General features: G+C 53.0%; 22 protein-coding genes. 3 read left to right on the top strand and 19 right to left on the bottom strand.

Annotation, left to right across the window (positions count from 1 at the left end; all coding sequences use genetic code 11):
• Window positions 1–9: 9 nt before the first annotated feature.
• The 3 genes from DFP95_RS02120 to DFP95_RS02110 all read right to left on the bottom strand — a co-directional run bounded on the left by DFP95_RS02120 (window position 10) and on the right by DFP95_RS02110 (window position 4,177).
• The gene (locus tag DFP95_RS02120) at window positions 10–1,203 is read right to left on the bottom strand and encodes a M24 family metallopeptidase (RefSeq protein WP_115990892.1); all 1,194 of its coding nucleotides are present in this window, start codon (window positions 1,201–1,203) and stop codon (window positions 10–12) included.
• Window positions 1,196–2,539, bottom strand: a complete 1,344-nt coding sequence (locus tag DFP95_RS02115) for a M20/M25/M40 family metallo-hydrolase (RefSeq protein WP_115990891.1) — start codon at window positions 2,537–2,539, stop codon at window positions 1,196–1,198. Before DFP95_RS02115 ends, DFP95_RS02120 begins: the two co-directional genes overlap by 8 nt.
• Before the next feature lie 96 nt (window positions 2,540–2,635).
• Window positions 2,636–4,177, bottom strand: coding sequence for a peptide-binding protein (locus DFP95_RS02110; protein WP_181907218.1), 1,542 nt, complete (start codon window positions 4,175–4,177; stop codon window positions 2,636–2,638).
• Here DFP95_RS02110 and DFP95_RS28765 point away from each other — a divergent pair.
• Both DFP95_RS28765 and DFP95_RS02105 read left to right on the top strand, forming a co-directional pair.
• Complete coding sequence (locus DFP95_RS28765; protein ID WP_181907217.1) at window positions 4,152–4,361, top strand: hypothetical protein; 210 nt, start codon at window positions 4,152–4,154, stop codon at window positions 4,359–4,361. The genes DFP95_RS02110 and DFP95_RS28765 overlap by 26 nt on opposite strands.
• A 272-nt stretch (window positions 4,362–4,633) precedes the next feature.
• Window positions 4,634–5,290 carry a Crp/Fnr family transcriptional regulator gene (locus tag DFP95_RS02105; protein WP_115990889.1) on the top strand — a complete coding sequence of 219 codons (657 nt, stop codon included), beginning with the start codon at window positions 4,634–4,636 and terminating at the stop codon, window positions 5,288–5,290.
• Between the two features lie 74 nt (window positions 5,291–5,364).
• Here DFP95_RS02105 and DFP95_RS02100 read toward each other — a convergent pair whose 3' ends face one another.
• The 7 genes from DFP95_RS02100 to DFP95_RS02070 all read right to left on the bottom strand — a co-directional run bounded on the left by DFP95_RS02100 (window position 5,365) and on the right by DFP95_RS02070 (window position 12,260).
• Window positions 5,365–6,015, bottom strand: a complete 651-nt coding sequence (locus DFP95_RS02100) for a helix-turn-helix transcriptional regulator (protein ID WP_115990888.1) — start codon at window positions 6,013–6,015, stop codon at window positions 5,365–5,367.
• A gap of 42 nt (window positions 6,016–6,057) precedes the next feature.
• Window positions 6,058–6,441 carry a YybH family protein gene (locus DFP95_RS02095; protein ID WP_115990887.1) on the bottom strand — a complete coding sequence of 128 codons (384 nt, stop codon included), beginning with the start codon at window positions 6,439–6,441 and terminating at the stop codon, window positions 6,058–6,060.
• A gap of 147 nt (window positions 6,442–6,588) precedes the next feature.
• Complete coding sequence (locus DFP95_RS02090; protein ID WP_281273387.1) at window positions 6,589–6,882, bottom strand: stage VI sporulation protein F; 294 nt, start codon at window positions 6,880–6,882, stop codon at window positions 6,589–6,591.
• Between the two features lie 86 nt (window positions 6,883–6,968).
• Window positions 6,969–9,020: an ATP-dependent DNA helicase RecG gene (recG, locus tag DFP95_RS02085; RefSeq protein ID WP_115990886.1), complete on the bottom strand. Its 2,052-nt coding sequence runs from the start codon at window positions 9,018–9,020 to the stop codon at window positions 6,969–6,971.
• A 38-nt stretch (window positions 9,021–9,058) separates the two neighbouring features.
• The gene (locus DFP95_RS02080; RefSeq protein ID WP_115990885.1) at window positions 9,059–9,916 is read right to left on the bottom strand and encodes a DegV family protein; all 858 of its coding nucleotides are present in this window, start codon (window positions 9,914–9,916) and stop codon (window positions 9,059–9,061) included.
• Window positions 9,917–9,945: 29 nt separating this feature from the next.
• Entirely contained in the window at window positions 9,946–11,778 is a 1,833-nt protein-coding gene (locus DFP95_RS02075) for a DAK2 domain-containing protein (RefSeq protein ID WP_115991340.1), read from the bottom strand.
• Window positions 11,779–11,900: 122 nt separating this feature from the next.
• A complete protein-coding gene (locus DFP95_RS02070; protein ID WP_115990884.1) occupies window positions 11,901–12,260 on the bottom strand; it encodes an Asp23/Gls24 family envelope stress response protein in 360 nt (119 codons plus the stop codon).
• Window positions 12,261–12,463: 203 nt separating this feature from the next.
• Between DFP95_RS02070 and rpmB the strand changes: the two genes are divergently transcribed.
• Window positions 12,464–12,652 carry a 50S ribosomal protein L28 gene (rpmB, locus tag DFP95_RS02065; protein ID WP_115990883.1) on the top strand — a complete coding sequence of 63 codons (189 nt, stop codon included), beginning with the start codon at window positions 12,464–12,466 and terminating at the stop codon, window positions 12,650–12,652.
• Between the two features lie 89 nt (window positions 12,653–12,741).
• On the opposite strand, the gene spoVM is transcribed toward rpmB, so the two are convergent.
• The 9 genes from spoVM to def form a co-directional block, all read right to left on the bottom strand.
• Window positions 12,742–12,822, bottom strand: coding sequence for a stage V sporulation protein SpoVM (gene spoVM, locus DFP95_RS02060; protein ID WP_041064529.1), 81 nt, complete (start codon window positions 12,820–12,822; stop codon window positions 12,742–12,744).
• A gap of 138 nt (window positions 12,823–12,960) precedes the next feature.
• A complete protein-coding gene (rpe, locus tag DFP95_RS02055) occupies window positions 12,961–13,605 on the bottom strand; it encodes a ribulose-phosphate 3-epimerase (RefSeq protein WP_115990882.1) in 645 nt (214 codons plus the stop codon).
• 1 nt (window position 13,606) lies between these two features.
• A complete protein-coding gene (rsgA, locus tag DFP95_RS02050; protein ID WP_115990881.1) occupies window positions 13,607–14,512 on the bottom strand; it encodes a ribosome small subunit-dependent GTPase A in 906 nt (301 codons plus the stop codon).
• A 63-nt stretch (window positions 14,513–14,575) separates the two neighbouring features.
• Complete coding sequence (gene pknB / locus DFP95_RS02045; protein WP_115990880.1) at window positions 14,576–16,654, bottom strand: Stk1 family PASTA domain-containing Ser/Thr kinase; 2,079 nt, start codon at window positions 16,652–16,654, stop codon at window positions 14,576–14,578.
• Window positions 16,651–17,424 carry a Stp1/IreP family PP2C-type Ser/Thr phosphatase gene (locus DFP95_RS02040; protein WP_115990879.1) on the bottom strand — a complete coding sequence of 258 codons (774 nt, stop codon included), beginning with the start codon at window positions 17,422–17,424 and terminating at the stop codon, window positions 16,651–16,653. Before DFP95_RS02040 ends, pknB begins: the two co-directional genes overlap by 4 nt.
• Window positions 17,424–18,470, bottom strand: coding sequence for a dual-specificity RNA methyltransferase RlmN (gene rlmN, locus DFP95_RS02035; RefSeq protein ID WP_220376316.1), 1,047 nt, complete (start codon window positions 18,468–18,470; stop codon window positions 17,424–17,426). The genes DFP95_RS02040 and rlmN overlap by 1 nt, the downstream gene beginning before the upstream one ends.
• 80 nt (window positions 18,471–18,550) lie before the next feature.
• Entirely contained in the window at window positions 18,551–19,951 is a 1,401-nt protein-coding gene (gene rsmB / locus DFP95_RS02030; protein WP_245987294.1) for a 16S rRNA (cytosine(967)-C(5))-methyltransferase RsmB, read from the bottom strand.
• A gap of 110 nt (window positions 19,952–20,061) precedes the next feature.
• On the bottom strand, window positions 20,062–21,015 hold the full coding sequence (gene fmt, locus DFP95_RS02025) for a methionyl-tRNA formyltransferase (protein ID WP_115991339.1): 954 nt from the start codon (window positions 21,013–21,015) through the stop codon (window positions 20,062–20,064).
• 1 nt (window position 21,016) lies between these two features.
• Window positions 21,017–21,508: a peptide deformylase gene (gene def / locus DFP95_RS02020; protein ID WP_115990876.1), complete on the bottom strand. Its 492-nt coding sequence runs from the start codon at window positions 21,506–21,508 to the stop codon at window positions 21,017–21,019.
• Window positions 21,509–21,551 lie beyond the last annotated feature (43 nt).

Below are 21,551 nucleotides of genomic sequence, written 5' to 3'. Positions count from 1 at the left end.
GCCTCTCCCTTATCCGCATGGAATCGTGACAAGTTCCAGTTGCCGCTTGCTCAAAATGATAGATCCGTTCTCCGTCACGACTACGTTCTCTTCGACCAGCATGCAAGGCAGGCCTCCGTCTTGGATGACCGTCGGCTCGATCGCGTATACTTCGCCGGCTTTAATGACGCCTTCCACGTCCGGCTTCTTATGAAGCGGCCCCAATCTCGTTCCGCCGTCATGGCAAGCCCTGCCGATCTGGTGACCGACGGAATGCCGGATCGTCGGATACCCGCCGGCTTCGATATGTCGTCTTCCCGCCGCATCCACTTCGTATCCCTTCTTGCCCGGCGAGATTTCTTCGATCGCCGCCGTAATCGCGCCAACGGCCGTATCGAAAGCATGTTGGACGTCGCGAGGGGCCGTCAGTTCTTCCGGCCGGAGAAAATACAGCGTTCGCGCGATGTCCGAACAATAGTCGCGATACTTCACGCACATGTCCATGATTACGATGTCTCCCGGAATGACCTTGGTGTTGCCCGGCTTACGGTGAGCCAAGCCGGCCCTTACGATGCACACGAGAGGCGGATCGAAAGGATGCTCGATTCCGTTGCTGACTCCTCTCTTCTTCATGCCTTCCACGAAGAGGCTTCCGATCTCCTTCTCGGTCATACCGACTCGCGCTTGCGCCGCGACCTCCTCGAAGATCTCGTGCGTGTAATCGATCGCGATCTGAATCCGTTCCAATTCTGCCGGAGTTTTGACGCTTCTGATTTCCTTGAGAACCTCTTCGCTGGACACCTCGATTCCGGCAAGCTTGTCTCGTCCGATCGCCCTCTGAAGAATCAAATATTGGCCTACCGTCAGCCCGTCGCAAAGATGATCATGCTGAGAGAAGTTAAGGGCAAGCTTTGACGGATTCAATCGCTCGATTAATCCTGCCAACGCCTCCTCGAAATTAGGTCCGTAAGTTATGATTTCCGCAAATAATCCGGTATTCTCGAAGTTTCCTCGGTCGCTCTCGGATGCAAGAATCATATGCCTGCCGTCGGGGCGCACGATAACGGCGGCTTCGTGAATCGAGGTCGTGCCGATCAATAGGGGCAAGGACGGATCGCTAGCTTCGCGGTTCAGGATTAACCAGCAGTCTATTCGTTTCTCGCTAAGCAAGACTGCCGCCGCTCCCAATTTCTCGTATGCGACCCGGTATTCTTCTTTAATCATGCTTATTCCCTCCCGAACCGTATTGAAGTATCGCCTGATAGAGCGTTTCCGCTCCGAAACCTATAGAATCGCAAGAGATTCGCTCGTTGATGCCATGCACCATCGTTACGGCCTGCTCGAAGGTCATGTCTTCCGCGAGCACCGGCGAGAATCCGAACACCTTGCTGTCGTATTCCCTCAAATATCTTCCGTCGCTTGAAGCCGTCGCGATGAACGGAAGCACTTCCGCGCCCTCGACCTTACGAGCGATCACGTCGCCGAAGCGATCCAATAACGCGCCTTCGCTGCCGGAATCGTACCCTTGCTGGCAGATCAGGATTTCCCAATCGATCGATAAATCCGAGCATAGCTCCGCGAGCTTGGCTTCGACCGTCTCCCGGGTCACTCCCGGCAAAAGCCGAATATCGGCCATCGCTTCGTATTCGCCCGCAAGCTCTTTGCGGCTTCTGCCGCCGTTCCATATCGTGAGAGCGATCGTGCTCTCGGTCATCGCCTTGATCATGTTTCCGAATAAGGGGCTCACTTTGGTTTTCAAATAATCGATTTGTTCTTCCAAGGAACTGCTTTCCCGCGCTTGCCCTTCGCACGCGTCCATTAATTTCCGAACGAGCTTCTCCGTCGTGCGAGGAACGGTCCCTTCCCATTTGTTGCGCGAGATTCTGCCGATCAGCTCCGAAAACTTCCTTAATCCCGTATTCTCGGGGTAGAACGGATTCGCGTTCGGAATGCGCTTGTAGGTAAATTTCACCTGGCAAAGTCCTTTTTGCCCGACTTCGCATAGATAGAAGGTTTTGCCGTTAACGAGAATCGGAAATCCGCCTCCTTCGCTAATGACGTCCGCGTCTCGAAAGAGCTCTCCGTGGCTCGCCAGCAACGATTTGAGTCCGTAAACGCTCCCGCTCTCCTCATCCGCCGTCGCGATGAGATAAATATCGCGCTCGGGCACGAATTTCTGTCTGGCGAGCATGAGCATCGCCATCAGCTCCATCGCCGTCAGCTGCTTCGTATCGATCGTTCCCCTGCCCCACAAATACCCCTCCGCGATCGTTCCTTCGAACGGCGGGTACTTCCATTCCTCCGCATTGGCGCCGACGACGTCCAAATGCGATAACAGAATAAGAGGCGGCCCCGATTCGCGTCCTTGAAGCTTCAGCAAGACATTCCCCCTGCCGGGCGCGGTTTCGACGACCTCGTACGGAATTCCGCTTTCTTCCGCGACGGACACGATATACTTAACGGCTTCCATCTCGTTGCCGGGAGGATTGGACGTGTTTATTCGGATTAATCGCCGGAGAATCTCAGTCGCTTCAAGTTGAATCTCTTCTGACTTCGTCATCGCGTCTAAGCTCCTTCTATATGGAGAAAATAAAGGAAAATATAGAAACTCCGGCGAAGGAGTCTCTATATTCTCGAAGCATGTCTGATCTGCGGATTACTTCAAGCTCCATTCCCTGGCGTTAAAGCTCACGCCGCGGAAGTCGGGGTTAAACCCATCGATCTTCGTATTGGAGGCGAATACGGTTTTCTGTCCGTAAATCGGTATCCATGGTTGATCGTCTGACAAGGTCTTGGCAATCTCGTGGAACGTTGCCGTTCTTTCCTCCTGATTCGTCTGGGAAAGCTCCTTATCGAATAATTCGTCAATGGCCGGATTGCTATAGTTCACGAAATTGTAGCCGTTAGGCGGCATGAACGCGGAGTCGAAGTAAGAACGGTATTCGTCCGGATCGACTTCCACGCCGAAGCCTAGAATGTAGGCGTCGTAATCTTCGGCCGTCACCGCTCTTTGCTTGCCGTCGCTGCCCGTCGGCAGCAATTTCGTTACCAAGGTAGAGAAGTCGAGAGAAATGATTTCCACGTTGACTCCTATGGCACCCCATTGCTGCTTCAGAAGCGCTCCGGTTTTCTCGCGTTCTACTTTGCCGGTCGGAACGTTAAGCGTGAACTTAAGCTCTTTGCCGTCCTTCTCGTAAATGCCGCCGGAATTCAGCTTGAAACCCGCTTCTTCCAACAGTTGTTTCGCTTTGGCCACGTCGAACGGATATTTCGTTACGTCGGGATTGTGAGACCAATGGGCGTTCGGAAACAAGTCGTCGCTTACTTCGCCGTACTCGCCGATGATGCTCGATACGATCAAGTTTTTGTCTGTGGCATACGCGAGAGCTTTTCTTACGTTAGGATCCTTGAAGAAACCGTTCAACAGGTTAAACCCGACGTAGTAGACGGACAGATCGTTTGCGGCTTTTACTTCCGCGAAGCCTAACGACTTCACGCCTGCGACTTGATCGGCCGGAACCGGCACGATATCGATTTCGTTGTTCATGAACGCCGCGAGCATCGTATTGGCGTCGCCGAACCTCGTGATCACTTTGTCCAGCTTCGGAGCGCCGCCGAAATAGTCCGGATTCGCGTCCACTTCGATATATTGGCCGGTTTCCCATTTCGCGAACTTGAAAGGGCCGGTTCCGATCGGGTTGCGATTAAAGTCGTTCTTCGCCCAGTCCGCCGGAGAGACGTCCTTCAGGATGTGCTCGGGCAAGATGCCGATAAACAAGTTGGCTATGAAGGATGCGTTAGGCTTCGCTAAGGTAAACGCGATCGTGTTGTCGTCCACGACTTTGATTCCCGATACGCCGTCCGCTTTCCCCGCGTGGAAGTCTTCCGCTCCGACTACGGGTTGAACGCGGCTGTACGCTCCGCCGTCGTAGCTTGAACTGGCGATGGAACTGAAGGTGAAGGCTACGTCGTTAGCCGTGAAAGGCGTACCGTCGTGCCACTTCACCCCTTCGTTCAGATGGAACGTATAGGTGAGACCGTCTTCGGAAACGTCCCAGCTCTTCGCGAGTCCGCCGATTATATTTAGTTTATCGTCCGGTTTGACTAACGGATCGAAGATCATGTGGGTAACGTTGGTGTCCGAAGTCGTGGCGTAGATGAGAGGATTCAAGTTGCCCGGTTCCGATGATTGCGCCACGGTGACCGTGCCTCCCGAAGCTGCCGGAGCAGCGGATTCGGAAGCCGTTGACGAGCTGCTTGGAGATGCCGGACCGCTTGCGGATGGAGATGAGCCGGAATTGTTGGAGCTGCAACCTGAAAGCACTAGACTCAAGCCGATTATCGAGGTTAAAATTGCCGAAAGACCTTTTTTCATCGATTAGTCCCCTCTCGTTTGTGTAAGGTTTTATTACATCAACTAGCGATGTAACTTAGACTTTATTCTAATCAGGTTGTCGATTTAAAACTGTAGCGCAAGCTACATTATCCCGATTTCTACGTAATTTTTTGATATAATGATAGAAACTCTCGGCATTATACGTATTTCTTCCTCGTTTCTATCCATTACGGTCATTTCTCATTCCCGGCTTCACTCATCCGAAATAGCCCCACAACGTCATGTTATCTCACATACATCGGAGGACGGAGAACGATTATGTCCAAAACCCACTATGTACAAGCCAGTATTTGGGAAGAATACTTTGCCGCCTGTCCGGCCGTAACGTTAAATAAGAACAGCATCGTCGCGGAGGAAGGTGCGACCGTTAATCAAATTTATTACATCGAGTCCGGCAGAGTGAAGTTCGCCATTTCGACGGCCGAGGGCAATGAGAAAATCATGTATATCGTGAACAAAGGGGAGCTGATCGGGGATATGTGGTCCTCCGCGGGCCGCCCGTATTTCATGACCGCCACTACCCTGACCAAATGTACCCTGAGAACGATGGAGCCCAAAGCTTTTATCCAAGTCCTGCTTAGTCATCCCGAGTTGACGGAAAAGTGGATCGGAAACCTGTCGGAGATCATGGAATTTCTGGTCGATCACGTATCTGAGCTCGTATTCCTGGATAAAGAGCAGATCATCTGCAAGTATATTTACCGGCTTAGCTTCAACTACGGAGAGGAGACGGAGCGGGGCATTAAGATCAACACGAAAATTACTCACCAGCTTTTCGCCGACTTGATGGGCTGCTCTCGGATAACGGTATCCAAAATCATGAGCGTCATGTTCAAGAGAAACATCATTACCAAAGAAGACGGGTATATTTATATTTCGGACATGGAACAGCTGAAACAAATTCTAAACGTGTGATCGAGACTTAGGTAAAGTTAGGAAAAGAAAAGAACCGCACCCCCTAACTAAGGGAATGCGGCCCGAAATCGACATTAGAAATCCTTCAAATAACGATAAATCGTTTGTTCCGACGTTTCCAGCCGTCTGGCGGTTTCGGTAACGGCGCCCTTCAGCAAGAACACTCCCTTGGCGTTCAAGTCTCCGACGATTCGCTTCTTCTCGTCCGCCAGCATCCGCGACGGCTCGATGCCGTAGTTCGCGATCGCTTCGGTAATCGATTGACGCAACAGATCCTCCATGGAGGGAACGAAAGCTTCCCGCTGTGCCGCCCGGCCCGGTTCTTCGATCGAGGCGTCGCTCGACAGCATCTCGTCGAGAGCCTCTCTCGCCTTCCGCAACGGGGTAACGTCTACGTTAACGCACAGCATCCCGATAACCGTTTTCCCTTCGTCCTTGATGAAGTATGTAGACGATCTTAGCTCTCTCTCTTGATTAGCGACTTTGCCCGTATAATTGGCGATGAAGTCGCGATCCTCGTACTTCTTGTCATGAATAATGCTCAGCGCGAAGTCCGTAATCGAACCGCCGACCGTTCTTCCCGTGACGTGGCTGTTGCTTATGGCGATGATCGAGTTTTCCAACTGCCGCAGATCATGAAGAATGACCTCGCAGTTATTGCCGTTTATTCTTGCGATAAACTCCACCATAGGTTTATAGGAGTTCAGAATCTCATCGGGAGACAATCGCATTCCCCCTCCTTTTACTCCATCCTACCGCCTCTATCCTTAATCCGCAACCGCCCATTCCAATCCATGCGGATTGTCGATAAGCAGCAGCCAGCTTCCGTCCGACTGACGCCTCACGACGTCGGAGGACCTCCCTTCCATAACCACCTCGGCCGTCCCCGGCTTGGTCATCTTCCATTTCGAGATCACTAGAGCGATATCCCCGTTCTCCAGAACGGTCTTCGGAATCAATTCAAAATCGAGGCCCATGGCCAACATATTTCCCAAGCCTTCGCGAATCGCCTCGACGCCTTTAACTACCTTCCCCGGCTCTGCCACGAATACGGCTTCCGGCTCGTACAGCGACAACAGCTTGTCCAAATCTGCCGTCGGGAAAATCGATGCGATGCCTTCCAATACTTCAATCGGCGTATGCGCTGCCATATAATAACCTCCTATTCATTAATAATAAAAAAATATTAACACAGTAATAATTAATTATCAATTTGGCGTTTTTGCTCTGCCTTTATATGAATATTAAAAGGCCGCTAACCGGAAACAAACCCGGATAGCGGCCTTAACATCGGCTGGTTATCTGAACATCGTGTACAGCTTGAGGAGATGCAGCATATTATTGGGATCGATTTTCTGTGCGATGATGAAATTTACCAGCTGATCCTCTTGGGTATCCGTCAACGTCTCGTTTAGAACCTTGGCGAACAGCTTTACCCATCTGCGCACTTTCGCGCGATCCTGCAGATCGTATTTCGTGACGCCATCTAGCAGACCCTTAATCCGCTCTTTGGTCGCCGGGTTTTTCATTTTCACTTTGACTCGTTCCACGAACTCCGCTTTGATACCGTACTTTTGCCAGCTTGGGCTCAAACGGCTTCACGCTCCTTCCGGCAGCTATTCGGTACAGCATATGCCGCGAAATGGAGCGCAATGACAAAGTCCCCCGCCCATCTGCATTAATCCAACGGTTCTCCGCCCGATTGCGCTTCGCGGGCCAGATGATCCCGCAAGCCGCCGTATATCGGCGAAGACCAGAATTCCTCTTTGGACGTCATGGCGGCGGCATCGTCCCTGGCTTGCTCCAGAACTTCGAAATCATTTAGCAAATTCGCGAGCCGGAACTCCGGCATCCCGCTTTGCTTCGTTCCGAAAAATTCTCCCGGCCCCCTGATTTCCAAATCTCTTCGGGAGATCTCGAAGCCGTCGTCGGTATCGGTCATCGCTCTCATTCGTTCCTGCCCGTTCTCCGATTTCGGATCGGCGATCAGAATACAATAGGATTGATGCTCACCGCGTCCGACTCGACCTCTCAGCTGGTGAAGCTGGGATAAGCCGAACCTGTCGGCATCCATCACGATCATCAAAGTGGCGTTCGGAACGTCTACCCCGACCTCTATGACGGTAGTGGATACGAGAACGTTCGTATCGCCGGCTGCGAACGCGCCCATCGTCGACTCCTTCTCCGAGGCGATCATCCGGCCATGCAATAAGCCGATGGCAAGCTCCGGCAGCGCCTGAGTTAATTGAATATGCAGATCGATGGCGTTCTGCACGTCAATCTTCTCCGACTCTTCGATCAAAGGGCATATGAAGAAAGTTTGCCGGCCTAACCCCGCCTCTTTTCTTATAAAGCCAAGTACCCTATCCATCATATCGTGTTTGACCGAATAGGTTTTGATCGGGAGGCGCCCCTTCGGACGTTCCCTTAACGTGGAGACATCCATATCGCCGAACACGGTAATCGCCAGCGTGCGCGGGATCGGCGTGGCCGTCATCGTCAAGACGTCGGGATTCATTCCTTTGCGCCGGAGAATGCTTCTTTGATTCACGCCGAAACGGTGCTGCTCGTCCGTAACGACTAATCCCAAGCTTCTAAAAAACACGTCTTCCTGTATGAGCGCGTGCGTACCCACGAGAATATTCAATAACCCCATCTGCAAAGAAGCCAGAATATCCCTACGTTTACGTTCCGTAAGACTGCCCGTCAGCAATCCGACTTCGATTCCGTACGGCTCGAACATTTTCTTGAGCGATCTGGCGTGCTGCTCGGCCAATATTTCCGTCGGAACCATAAGCGCGCCTTGGTGGCCCGACTTGACGGTAGCGTATAAACCCACCGCAGCGACGACGGTTTTGCCTGATCCGACGTCTCCTTGAAGCAGCCGGTTCATGACGTAAGGCTGCTTCATGTCATGTAAAATCTCGTTGATGACTTGCTTCTGCGAATCCGTCAAATCGAACGGAAGCACGCTTACGAATTGCCGGATCTCATCGTTGTTCACGACATGGACCAATCCGTCGGCCTGTTTGAGATGGGTCGCCCGGTAGGCTTGCAGCTTAAGCTGGAATAAGAATAGCTCCTCGTATACCATCCGTCGTCTCGCTTCTTGTCCTTCAGACGTATTCTCGGGTCGATGGATGCGGGTAATCGCTTCGCTTCGCGGAATGAGCGAATGGCTTTCCAATAGCTCGTCGGGCAGGATCTCCGGGATATAAGCGCCGAATTGCGTCAATGCGCGGTCGATCATTTTCCGAATCGTAGACTGCGTAATGCTGCCTCCGACGGAATAGACCGGCTGCAACGTTCCCGACTTGGCCGTTCCCCGATCGGGGAACTCCGAATCAGCGACCGTCAGATGCCGACGTCTTTGTTCCCACTTGCCCGTGAGCGTGATTTCCCTGCCGACCGTTAATTGGTCCTTCAGGAATGCCCGATTGAACCATACCGCCGTCACGAGCACCGAATCCACGGTGACCCTGCACATTAAGCGGGATTTCCCGCCATAGCGCTGCATGGTCGGAAGGGAAGCGATCGTCCCTTGTATCGTGATTCTTTCCCCGTCTTTTACTTCGCCGAGCTCCCGAACCCGATAATCCTCGTAACGGAACGGATAATATTCGATTAGATCTCCAACCGAGGAAATGCCCAAGGCGTGGAGCTCCTCCGCTTTTTGAGGGCCCACGCCTTGAATTTTCGTCAGAGGAACCTGGAACAAATGATTAGACATAAGACCAACCTCTTTATGTTTCTGTTACGAATGAGTGCTTAGATTCGCTCGGGGAACACGAACAAACCAATCGTTCCCGGACCTGCATGCGTGCCGATAACCGGACCGATTTCCGTCTCCATGTAGTTCCGCACGTTTAATCTTTCTTTCAGAAGCTCCGATATTTCGGTTAGTCCCGAACTATAACCGGGCGTGACCGCGATCACCAAGGTGACCGGCCGATCCTTGAAATCGGATTCGAGAACCTCGGCTATTCTGGCCATCGCCCTCTTCTGACCTCTCACTTTATCGAAAGGGAATACGAGACCTTCGTCGTCTATGGACAAAATGGGTTTAATATTAAGAAGAGCCCCCAACAAGGCGGATGCTTTGCCGATTCGACCGCCCTTCTTCAAGTATTCCAGAGTATCCACTAGAAAATAAAGCCTTAACTCCGTGCGCAATCTATGAACCTCGGCAATGATCTCTTCTTTCGAAGCACCCGCCTTGGCCATCTCAGCCGCGGTCACGACAAGCATTCCATACCCGTAAGAGGCCGATTTGGAATCGATAACCGTAACGTCCGCCTCGTCGTCGAGCATGGACTTGGCGATCGTCGCCGACTGATACGTCCCGCTGAGCGCCGCAGATAGCTGTATCGAAATCACCGAATGGCCTTCATCCGTTAACTTCTTGTACACTTCGTGAAAATCCGCCGGAGATGGCTGCGAGGTCGTCGCCGGATTTCCGCTTGCGATCAGCTTCTCGTAAAATTGCACGGGCTGCAACGTAATGTTGTCCAAATAGGTTTCGTCGCCGATCGTTACTTTAAGCGGCACCATCGATATGCCAAGCCTATCTCTCGCTTCTAGGGGTATATCCGCCGTGCTATCGGTAACTATAACGACAGAAGCCAATACGGGTCCCTCCTTCGCTTGATTTGGTTTTACGGTTCGACCGCGAACAAGTATGGATACAATGGCTGACCGCCTTCATGCACTTCGACTTCAACGTCCGGGAAATGTAGCGCGATCCATTGCTCCAACTCGGCGGTTTGATCCGCGTCGGCCAGTTCGCCGGTTAGAATCGTCAAGATCTCGCCTCCGGATACGAGAAGCCCGGATAATAACGCTTGGCAAGCTTCGGCTTGGCTCGGAGCGGACGTTACGATCGTCTTGTCCTTGATTCCGATATAGTGGCCTTCTTTGATTTGCAAGCCGTCCATTTCCGTATCCCTTACTGCTTGCGTAACGGAACCGGTGACGACGCGTTCGTAAGCTTTGGTCATCCGATCGATATTGGAAGATTCGGAGTCGTTCTCTTGAAACGCGAGCATGGCCGCCATCCCTTGCGGAAGCGTCCGGGTCGGAATGACCGTAACGGGATATTCCGCCAGCTCTGCCGCTTGCTTCGCGGCCATGATGATATTCGAATTGTTCGGCAGGATGAAAATATGGTTGGTCGATAACGATGAAATCGCTCCAAGCAGATCTTCCGTGCTCGGATTCATGCTCTGACCGCCCGAGATAACGATATCGACGCCAAGACTCTTGAACAATTCCGCGTTACCTTCCCCGACGCTGACCGCGATAACGCCATAGGAAGCCATCTCGTAGACGTCCGGATTCGGCTCGCTTTCCGGCGATGCCATAACGGCAGGCAGATTAACGACTCCCGGCAGCGAATAGTCGACGACAGCTTTCCCGGAAACAGGCTCAACGATATCGCTAGCGGGAACAGGAGCTCCATGGTCGTCCGATCTTTGAGCCAGCAGCTCGCGATGCTGCTCTTGCATATTAAGAATGTGGATGTGCGTAATCTCGCCGTAGGTAAGCGCCATGTTGAGCACGTCGCCGGGACGGCGGGAATGGACGTGTACCTTCACGATATTCTCATCCTCGATCAGGATGATCGAATCGCCGTCCCGTTCCAGAGCCTGACGAAATGTCCGTTCGGAGAACGGCGAAGATGCCGCGAACAGCTGTATGAAAAACTCCATATCGTAAGGAAAGGCTATGCTTTCCGTTGTAAGCTTGGATTGGGCAGCCGTGTTCGTCGAAGCAATGGCGCGTGGAGCTGGCGCTTTCGATGATGTTGCCGGCACCGAATTAGACTCGGCAGGCTTCGGCTCGCGTATCGGCCGAACAGCGCTACTGATCTCTCCGCCGCTTAAGTACTCCAAGAAACCTTCATACAAGCAAACAAGGCCCTGTCCTCCGGAGTCTACGACTCCGACCTGCTTGAGTACGGGAAGCATTTCTTGGGTACGCGCCAGCGTCTCTAATGCTTTGGCATGGACTTCGGTCATCCACTCCGTCAGATCGGAAGTTCGCCGCGTCGCCGTAAGTCCTTGCTTGGCCGCTTCGCGCGCCACCGTCAAAATCGTTCCTTCAACCGGCTTGACCACCGCCTTGTAAGCGGTATCAACTCCCTGTTGGAGAGCGTTGGCGAACATTGGCACCGTAAGCTCTTGCTGACCCGTCAACGACCGCGAGAATCCGCGGAACAACTGGGACAAAATGACCCCGGAGTTCCCTCTCGCTCCCATGAGAAGGCCTTTGGAAAGCACCTCGGCCGCTCGGCTGACGTCGTCCGAAGGTTTATTTTTCAATTCGGCCACACCGGCCGTCATAGTCAGGTTCATGTTCGTCCCCGTATCGCCATCCGGCACGGGAAACACGTTCAAGGCGTTTATGCGGTCTTCGTTGCGCGTTAACCGCTCCGCTCCGGCCAGAATCATAGCCGCCCATTCACTTCCGTTCAAGAAGCGCTTACTCAATGACGTATTCCCCTTCCTAATATGAGCAAGTTCAAGAAGCACGATGGCAAGCGCCAATGTAAATCTGCTTCTTGATTAGCCTCTTGATTAAAAGTCGGCCTTTTTCGAACAACCTCTTTAAGCTACTTCAACACGCGTACTCCTTGAACGTTCACGTTCACTAAATCGACCTTCAGCCCCACGACTTGCTCCAATACGTATTTCACTTTGGATTGGATATTATGGGCGACTTCGGAGATTTTGGTTCCGTAGCTAACGATGACATAAAGATCGAGATGGACAAGCTCTCCCTCGTGGCGGACTTCCACGCCCCGCGACAAATTCTCCCGGCCGAGCAGCTCGGCGATGCCGTCCTTCAATCCTTTGCGGGATGCCATGCCCACGAGCCCATAACAATCTAATGCCGCCGATCCGGCGATCACAGCGATGACTTGATCCGCCACGTCTATCTTTCCGTTCTCCGAAACAAGCTGCAATGGCATGGAAATTCTCTCCTTTATGCCGTTATTATGGACCATACCTCATTGTACTATAAAAAATCGGCAGAATGAAGCCGTTTTCTAGGTAAATCTCGCGATTAGACCCTTAAATGCCTTATTTGTCGCCAATTTCCGTTGCATCCGGTTATGCGCTGTGCTAAGATAGTGAAGTATTTGTATGGACGTGGTAGGGAGGTGTATTTTTAGTGGCTCGTAAATGTTATATCACAGGGAAAAAGCCGGGTTCCGGCAACAACAAATCTCACGCGAATAACACTACCCGCCGTTCTTGGGGGGTTAACGTACAAAAAGTGCGCATTCTGGTGAACGGTAAACCGAAACGTGTATATGTAAGCGCCCGTGCTCTGAAATCCGGAGAAGTAACTCGCGTATAATTCACGTCTGTGGCCATATCGAACTTGAATGAAGAAAAACCGTCAGGTCATCCTGACGGTTCTTTTTGTTGTTGTTTGAATGGAACACGTCAATTTTTGTGAAATGTATTGAGAATCGCTTTGACGAAGCCACCCAAAAATTTCGGCAGCTTGATGGTGTAAAACTTCATCGTCCCATCCCTCCTCCGCAGGCTGAACCCTTGCCGGCTCCTAAGTTCGAAGCGCGCTATTGATTCCAATGTATGCGGCCCTCAATTTGTCCTATGCCAGACGAAGGAAGGAAATGGGCGATTATTGTATAAGTCTTCTTATCGTAAAGAGGAAATGGCCGCCGCCCGATCTTCGTGCCCGAAAATATAGGTGCCGGCTACCAACGAATTGGCTCCCGCTTCTTTAACCAATGCGGCGGTTTCCTTGTTTATGCCACCGTCAACTTGAATGTAGATGTCGCTACGTCCATGCCGCTCCAACATTTCGCGAAGCTGCCTGAGTTTCGGTAACATGGCTGGCAGGAACGACTGCCCTCCGAAGCCCGGATTGATCGTCATGATCAATACCAGGTCGATCTCGTCCAGAACATATTCGATTACGGACAGCGGCGTGTGCGGATTAAGAGCAACTCCGGCCTTCATTCCAAAACTCTTGATTTCGGTCAGCGTACGATGCAAATGCACGCAAGCTTCGGGATGAACGGTGACCCTATCCGCTCCCGCGGCAGCCAATGCCGGAAACAACAGTTGCGGATTTTCGACCATGAGGTGAGCGTCGAAGAACAGCTTGGTAACGGGACGAATCATGGAGACGATCGGCGGTCCGAACGTCAGATTAGGAACGAAATGGCCGTCCATGATATCGATATGTACCCAATCCGCTCCAGCGGCATCTATGCTGCGGATCTCGTCTCCCAAGGAAGAGAAATCCGACGCTAGAATGGAGGGTGCAATTATTGTCATGTTAATACCTCCGCTTAATTTCTTTCCATTCCGCCAAGAAGCTGACGTAATTCTGATAACGGGATTCCGCGATTTCGCCTCGCTCCTTCGCGTTCTGAACGGCGCAATGCGGTTCATGCGTGTGCGTGCAGCCGCGGAATTTGCACTGTCCGGACAATTCCCTGAATTCGCGAAAACAGGAACCGATCTCGTCGATGCCGAGCTCTCCGAAATCAAGCTGGCTGAACCCCGGCGTATCGGCCATAAATCCTCCTCCAGCCATCGGAATAAGCTCTACGTGCCTAGTAGTATGCTTCCCGCGACCAAGCTTAACGCTGATTTCGTTCGTCTCCAGCTTCAAGCCCGGGACGAGAGAATTTACGAGCGAGGATTTGCCGACTCCGGACTGGCCGGCCAGCATGTTAATATGACCTGCAAGCGCGGTCCGCAATTCTTCCAAGCCTTGTCCTTCATGCGCGCTTGTAAGAATGACTTGATAACCGATCGAAGAATAGAGGGAACGGGCGATTTCCACCGTTCGGCGAATTTTCTCCCCTTCTTCTCCTTCCGGAATTCGATCCATTTTCGTCAATACGAGCAATGCGTCCATCCGGGCAAACTCGGTATGGACCAGGAATTTGTCCAACAATATCAAATTGAGCTCGGGACGCACGACGGAGAATACGAGCACGGCCAAGTCGGCGTTCGCGATTTGCGGACGGATGAGCTCGGACTTGCGCGGCAGTATTTCCTCGACCGAGCCTTCCCCGTTCTCCGTCTCGCTGTAGACGACGCGATCTCCGACCAGAGGCGATTCTCCCCGTTTCTTGAATATGCCTCTGCCCCTGCACTGCACGGGGGTTCCGCCTTCGGGCTTCTGCACGTAGTAGTATCCGCTTAATGCTTTCACGATCAAGCCCTCGGGCATTGGATAATCGCTCCTTCTCCTAGCCCGAATCGGCTCTAGATGTCTTTCCGAGATTGAAGGTCGTTATGGATTCAAGATTTCGCCTTCGACGGGATCCGTTCCGTCGCCGTCGACGGGCGTTTCCCCGCCTTCAGTCACGTCTCCGGATCCGGGCGGAACAGGCTCTTCCGTGTTTGATGCCGGAATAACCAAGTACGGTACCGGCTCTTCCTGCAGGAACTGCCCGTCGCGGTATATCCTGATGATGCCGTCTTTAGTCGGCGATAGGATAAGCGTGACCTCGAAATTGGTTGTTTGGTTAATCGTCTTCGTGCCCCACTGGATATTCTCTCCCGTGGCGTCGGTATATTCGATCCTGATCTTGCTTGACTGACCTTCGACGGCAGGCGAAACGGTAATGTTCAGCTTCTGCGCGCGGGATTCCGCTGGATAACCGTCACTGACCCAGATCGAAACCTCCGATTTAGGCTGCACCATTTCATTCTCTTCCGCGGGGAATTGTTTAAACACGGTTCCCTTTTTCAAATAGCTCTTTTCTCTGAAAATTTTATCCGCCGGAAGCTTCAGATCTTTTTGCTCGATGGTCGCTTTCGCTTCGGCTTCCGTCTTGCCGATCAAGTTAGGCATCGGAATCGATTCTTCGCCTTTGCTTATAGTCAGGTTGACGACCGCCTTCTCCGGATCGAACAGGTCCTCGCTCTTCGGAACCTGGTCCAGCACCGTGTCCGGTTCGCTCTCGTCGAAGATCGGATTCGTGCCGATATTCGCGGGATCCACGCCGAGATCCGTCAACAGGCCTTTTGCTTCTTCCAGAGATTTTCCTTTCAAATCGGGCATCGTCGACATTTCTTTCCCGGTACCGATGGTCAACTGTACCGGCGAACCTTCCTTGATTTCCACTTCGAGCTTCGATTGCTTGATGACTTTGCCTTTTTGTTCATCGGTACTTACGTCTTTAAGGGTCGGTTCCATTATTGTGAAGCCAGCATCCGTCAAGGTTTTGATCGCATCATCCTCATCTTGTCCGATCACAGTAGGGACCATAACGTCTTTCGTCTCCATCTGGTCTCTTAACGCCGCAACGGCCCACAGCAGCACTCCGATCAGAATGATAGCCAGGACGCCAAGAATCGTAGGCAACACCCACTTGCGTTTGCGCTCTCCGAGTCCGTCCGAATTCCAACGTTCTTCGTTCGTCGTCACTTTAACCGCGGGGGCTTCTATCGTATTCCGCATATCGGGACGAATGGCAGGTATCACCTTCGTCTTGTCGTGCTCGTCGTCCTCGTCGCTAGAATACTGCACCGCCGGCTCGTTTAACCTTTGGGGCTGCAGACACGTTTCAAGATCCGTGAGCATCTCCCGCGCGGATTGGTACCGCTCTTGGGGATTTTTGCGCATTGCCCTGAGAATGATGTTCTCCACGCTTTGCGGAATATAAGGGTTCACCTTGCGTGGCTGCTCGAACGGATCCTGCAAATGCTTGAGCGCGACGCTGATCGGGCTTTCCCCCAAGAATGGAAGCCTGCCCGTGAGCATCTGGTACAGCACGATTCCAAGCGAATACAAATCCGACTTCTCGCCGGTGGCTACGCCCTTGGCGTGCTCAGGAGAAAAGTAATGCACGGACCCGATCACGGAGCCCGTCTGGGTTATCGTTGAAGACGTAACGGCGCGGGCTATTCCGAAATCCGTTACTTTGACCCGGCCGTTATTGCCCATTAGAATATTATGCGGTTTAATGTCGCGATGAATGATCTGGTTATGATGGGCGTGTTCCAACGCGTCGCAAATTTGCGACGTGATTTTAACGGCTTCGTCCGCTTGAAACGGCGCCCGTTCGCGTATGATTTCGTTCAAATTCGCGCCGTCGATGAATTCCATAACGATATAATGGGTGTCCTCAACCTGCCCTACATCGTAGATGCTCACGATATTCGGATGGGACAACGATGCGGCGGCTTGCGCCTCGCGACGGAATCGCTTCACGAAGTCCTCGTCGTGGGTGAACTGCTGTCGCAATACTTTAACCGCCACGAACCGATTCAACAATAAGTCTCGCGCTTTGTAGACAAGCGCCATTCCGCCCCCGCCAACACGAGCCAGCAGTTCGTAACGCCCGCTTAGCGTAAGTCCGATCATGCCGATTCCCCTCCTGCGGCAATTGCCTGTCCATCGTCCGAAATCAGAACGACGGTAATGTTATCGTCTCCGCCCGCTTCGAGCGCCAGATCGATAAGCTTCTGCGCTTGTTGCTCCATTAGCGCGTTCGTGTCGTCTAACGTCGCTTGCAAGTCCGACGGCTCGACTAATCCGCTAAGTCCGTCGCTGCATAACAACAACAGGTCGCCGGCGAGCCACTCGATGACCTGGACGTCTACGTCGACCTCGCGGTCGGTTCCCAGCGCTCTCGTTAACACGTTGCGTCTCGGATGCCGCGCGGCCTCGTCAGGACTTAGCTGACCCGACTTCGTAAGCTCGTTGACCAGCGTATGATCCTCCGTCAACAGCTCTAATCGACCGCCTCGCAGCCGATATGCCCTGCTATCGCCGATGTGGCCGATCAATCCGGTACTTCCGGCCAATATCGCCACCACGACCGTCGTCCCCATATTGTGGTATTGTTCGTTCAGGGACGCCGTTTCATAGACGGCGGAATTGGCCTTGCGAATCATATCCCGCAGTGCGGAGACCCCGTCTTCTTGCGAAGATGGTTGCCCCCAAGCTTGCAACGATTGCACTAAGCTGTCCACGGCGAGAGAGCTGGCAACATCGCCCGCGCGATGTCCGCCCATTCCGTCCGCAACGATCGCGGCCGTCTGACCGCCGGACAAAAGTCCGCTCCATGCTTGATCTTCATTGACTTGCCTTACTTTGCCGACATGACTCCGTAATACCGTCTTCACATCCATCACCCCGTCGTCGTCTCCATATGCTTCGCACGTAATTGTCCGCATGCCGCGGCAATGTCGTGACCCTGCTCCCTGCGAATCGTTACGTTAACGTTTTTCTTCTGCAAAACGCGTTGAAATTCGAAGATGTCTTCCCGTGGAGTTCTTACGTAATTCCGCTCCGGCACATAATTGACGGGGATTAAGTTGACGTGGCATAACATGCCCTGCAGAACGTCCCCCAGCTCTTCCGCATGCTCGGGACGATCGTTCACGCCTCCGATCAACGCGTATTCGAACGTGATCCGTCGGCCCGTCTTCTCGATGTAATACTTGCAAGCGTTCATGACGTCCACGAACGGGTACCGTCTATTGACGGGCATCAGCTTCGAGCGAAGCGCGTCGTTCGGCGCGTGGATCGATATGGCCAGATTGATTTGGGTGTTCTCGTCCGCGAACTTGATCATGCTCGGAACGATTCCGCTCGTCGAGACCGTAATATGCCTAGCCCCGATATTCAGACCTTTAGGATGTATCATCGTCCGCAGGAAGCTCATCGTTGCGTCGTAGTTCTCGAACGGCTCGCCTATTCCCATAATGACGATACTCGATACGCGTTCGTTACTGGGATCCAGTATCCGTTGCGATTGCACAACCTGCGCGATGATTTCCCCGGCCGTCAGGCTTCGTTTCAACCCGCCTAAAGTGGAAGCGCAGAAAGTACAGCCGATACGGCAGCCGACCTGCGTTGTGACGCAGACGCTGTTACCGTAATTGTGCTTCATGATGACCGTCTCGATCGCATGGTCGTCTTGCAAACCGAACAGAAACTTCATCGTGCCGTCTTTGGATTCGAATTTCGCGATTTCCGTCAACGTCACGAAATTAAAGCTCTCGATCAGCTTATCCCGCAAAGGCTTCGGAAGGTTCGACATCTCTTCGAAGGAACCGACGCGTTTGACGTATAACCAATCGAATATTTGTCCGGCGCGAAAAGCGGGTTCTCCCTGCTCTTTCGTCCAGTCTTGGATTTGCTCCAAAGATAGATCGTAAATAAAAGGTTTGATCGGCTCCTTAACCTCTTGCTTCTTTACTGCTTGTTCATTTTCCAATTTCGTCACCACCATTCGTCCATTTTAACATATAATTACCGGGATTGCCTGCGTAACCGGGCGATGAAAAACCCGTCGCTGCCGAACATCTGCGGAAGCAATTGGAGCATGCCGCGAAAATCGTCCGGAAGGTTTCCGCTTTCCCGGATCGGCGCAAGCACCTCTTCAGGCCATTCCGCATCCAGCGAGAACTCGGGATGTTCCGCGATGAAACGCCGAACGGTGTCCTCGTTCTCCTCCCTGGCTATCGTGCAAGTGCTATAGACGAGAACGCCAGATGGCTTGACCAGGGAACTCGCTTCGTTCAGCAATCGATTTTGCAGCTCGGATAAGCTAGTAATATCATCGGCTGTTTTATTCCATTTAATCTCCGGCTTGCGGCGGATGACGCCAAGACCCGAACAAGGAGCGTCGAGTAGCACGACATCGCAAGATTCTCGATCGATGCGTTCCGACAGCTCCAAGGCGTCGCCAACCATCGTATGCACGTTCTTGAGTTCCAAGCGTTCGGCTTGCTGCTTGATTAATGCTTCTTTGTGCGGATGCACGTCATTGGCGATGATCGTACCTTCGTCGTTCATGAGCTCGGCCATATGCATCGTCTTCCCGCCGGGGGCCGCGCAGCAGTCGAGCACGCGCATGCCGGGCCTCGGGTCGGCTACCGCGGCAACGAGCATGGAGCTCTCGTCTTGAACCGACAGGAAGCCCTGCTTGTACCAATCCGAGTGAACCAGATTTCCCGCCTTCGTCGCGATGATCCCGTATCCGGCAAGAGGCGATGGAGAAGTCTCGAATCCCGCATCCGTCATTCCGGCCACCAAGGTGTCCCGGGACGCTTTCATTCGGTTCACTCGCGCTGATGCATGGGGATGCTCATTGTTCGCCGAGCAGATGTTCTCCGTCAATCTTTCTCCGAACTCGGCAATCCAACGCTCGACAAGCCATTGCGGATGACTGTGCTCAAGCGAGATACGCTCCGCTGCCGTCAGGTTTTCCGACAATGAAGCGTTAATCCCATCCCGCAGCAACCCGCGCAATACTCCGTTCACAAGACCGCCGATCCCCTTATGGCCGCGCTTCTTGGCGATTGTCACCGCTTCGTCCACTGCGGCGTGAGCAGGAACGCGCGTGAGCCATCTCAGTTGGTAATAGCTCATGCGAAGGAGGCTTCGCACCCAAGGCTCGATCTTGCCCGGCCAACCTTTCACTCGCGTTTTCAGATCGTGGTCGATCGTATTCAGCCGCTGAATCGTCCCATAGACGAGTTCCGTCGCGAGGGCGGCATCCGGACGGGAAAGTCCCGCTGCTTGCAGCGCCTGGTTAAGCTCCAACCCGCTGTACGCGCCTTTCGTTTCCACGTTATGAAGTACGTTCATGGCGACTTCTCGGGCTCCCTGGGGCTTGCCGCCGGGCAATCGGTTAGGTTTATTCATCATTCGCATCCTTATCCGTCTCTCGTTAATAGTCCTATGTTGCATATTTCATTGATTATCGATTCTATATATTTGGCAGCAATTACATTTCCGGTAATGAAAAAAGCCCGGGGTTACCCGAGCACCTTACCGGGGGCAAGCCGTGCGCCTTTGGCGAATTCCGTCGCCGCTAACGCTTTTTTGCCGGCCGGCTGAACTTCAGTTAACACGATGCTTCCGTCTCCGGTGCGGATTCGAATGCCGATGGTTCCCGTCTCGAGTATCGATCCGGGAACGAGAGTCGTCCACTCCGGCCTCATAACGGTGTCTGACCCTTGCGGAATCCGGCATCCCCAAACTTTGAAGACTTCTCCGTCTAGGTAAGTAAACCCGCCCGCCATCGGATTGAGACCCCTTACCCGATCGAACAGCTGTCTCGATCCTTGGGACCAATCGAGCTTCTCGTCCTCGCGGGTCAAATTCGGCGCGTAGGTCGATTCGGAGTCCTGCTGCGGAATTCGGGCTGCCGTGCCTTCGATGATGCGCGGAAGCCATTCCTTCAAGAGTCCGGCGCCAGATTCGCTCAATTTCTCGAACATCGTTCCGGCGGTATCTTCGTCGGTAATCGGAACCTCGACCTTCGCAATCATATCTCCGGTGTCCAAGCCTTCGGCCATAAACATGAGGGTGACGCCCGTAACCGTCTCGCCATTAATGATCGACCGTTGGATCGGCGCGCCTCCCCGATAACGGGGCAACAACGATCCATGCACGTTAATGCAGCCCAGCCGTGGCAAATCCAACACCGATTTGGGCAGGATCTGTCCGTACGCCGCGGTGACGATCAAATCCGGTGCAAGCTCCGCGACTTCGGCGACGCCGGCCGGAGAACGAAGCTTCTCCGGCTGCAACACTTTGAGTCCGCGTTCGAGCGCGAATGACTTCACCGGAGGCGGAGTCAGCTCCCGCTTGCGGCCTTTAGGCCGATCCGGCTGCGTAACGACCGCAACGACGTCGTATCCTTGATCCAACAGCATCTCTAAGGAGGAAACCGCGAACTGCGGCGTTCCCATAAACAATATTTTCATGCTATTCTCCATCCTGCCGATTCTCTTCGGGTTTGCGGGCTTCATACACCGATTCCGCCGTATCGATGAACAATACGCCGTTCAGGTGGTCAACCTCATGCTGGAAAGCCCTGGACAAAAATTCCGTGCTTTCGTATTGTATCGGCTTGCCGTTGCGATCCTGGCCTCGAATGACGATCCGGTTAGACCGTTTAACGTCTCCTTGAAGCCCGGGAATGCTCAGGCAGCCCTCGGGTCCCAACTGCTCGCCTTCCGCGAGAACGATCTCGGGATTGACCAACTCGATAAGCTCATGTTCATCACCTACGTCAACGACGATAACGCGTTTCAATATGCCGACCTGCGGCGCTGCTAACCCGACTCCGTCGGCATCGTACATCGTGTCTGCCATGTCGTCTAATAGCTTGTGCAGATTGGAATTGAACTTCGTTACTTCCTGCGCTCTTTCTCTAAGCACAGCATCGGGGTGCTTCACGATCAATCGAATTGACATAAACGGCATCCATCCTTCTTAAAAGGTAGTTCAATAAGTTATC

It is taken from the genome of Cohnella lupini, from assembly GCF_003386205.1.
Lineage (GTDB): Bacteria > Bacillota > Bacilli > Paenibacillales > Paenibacillaceae > Cohnella > Cohnella lupini.
The sequence above is the reverse complement of the archived record's forward strand: the minus strand, read 5'-3'. Positions and strand labels throughout refer to the sequence as shown.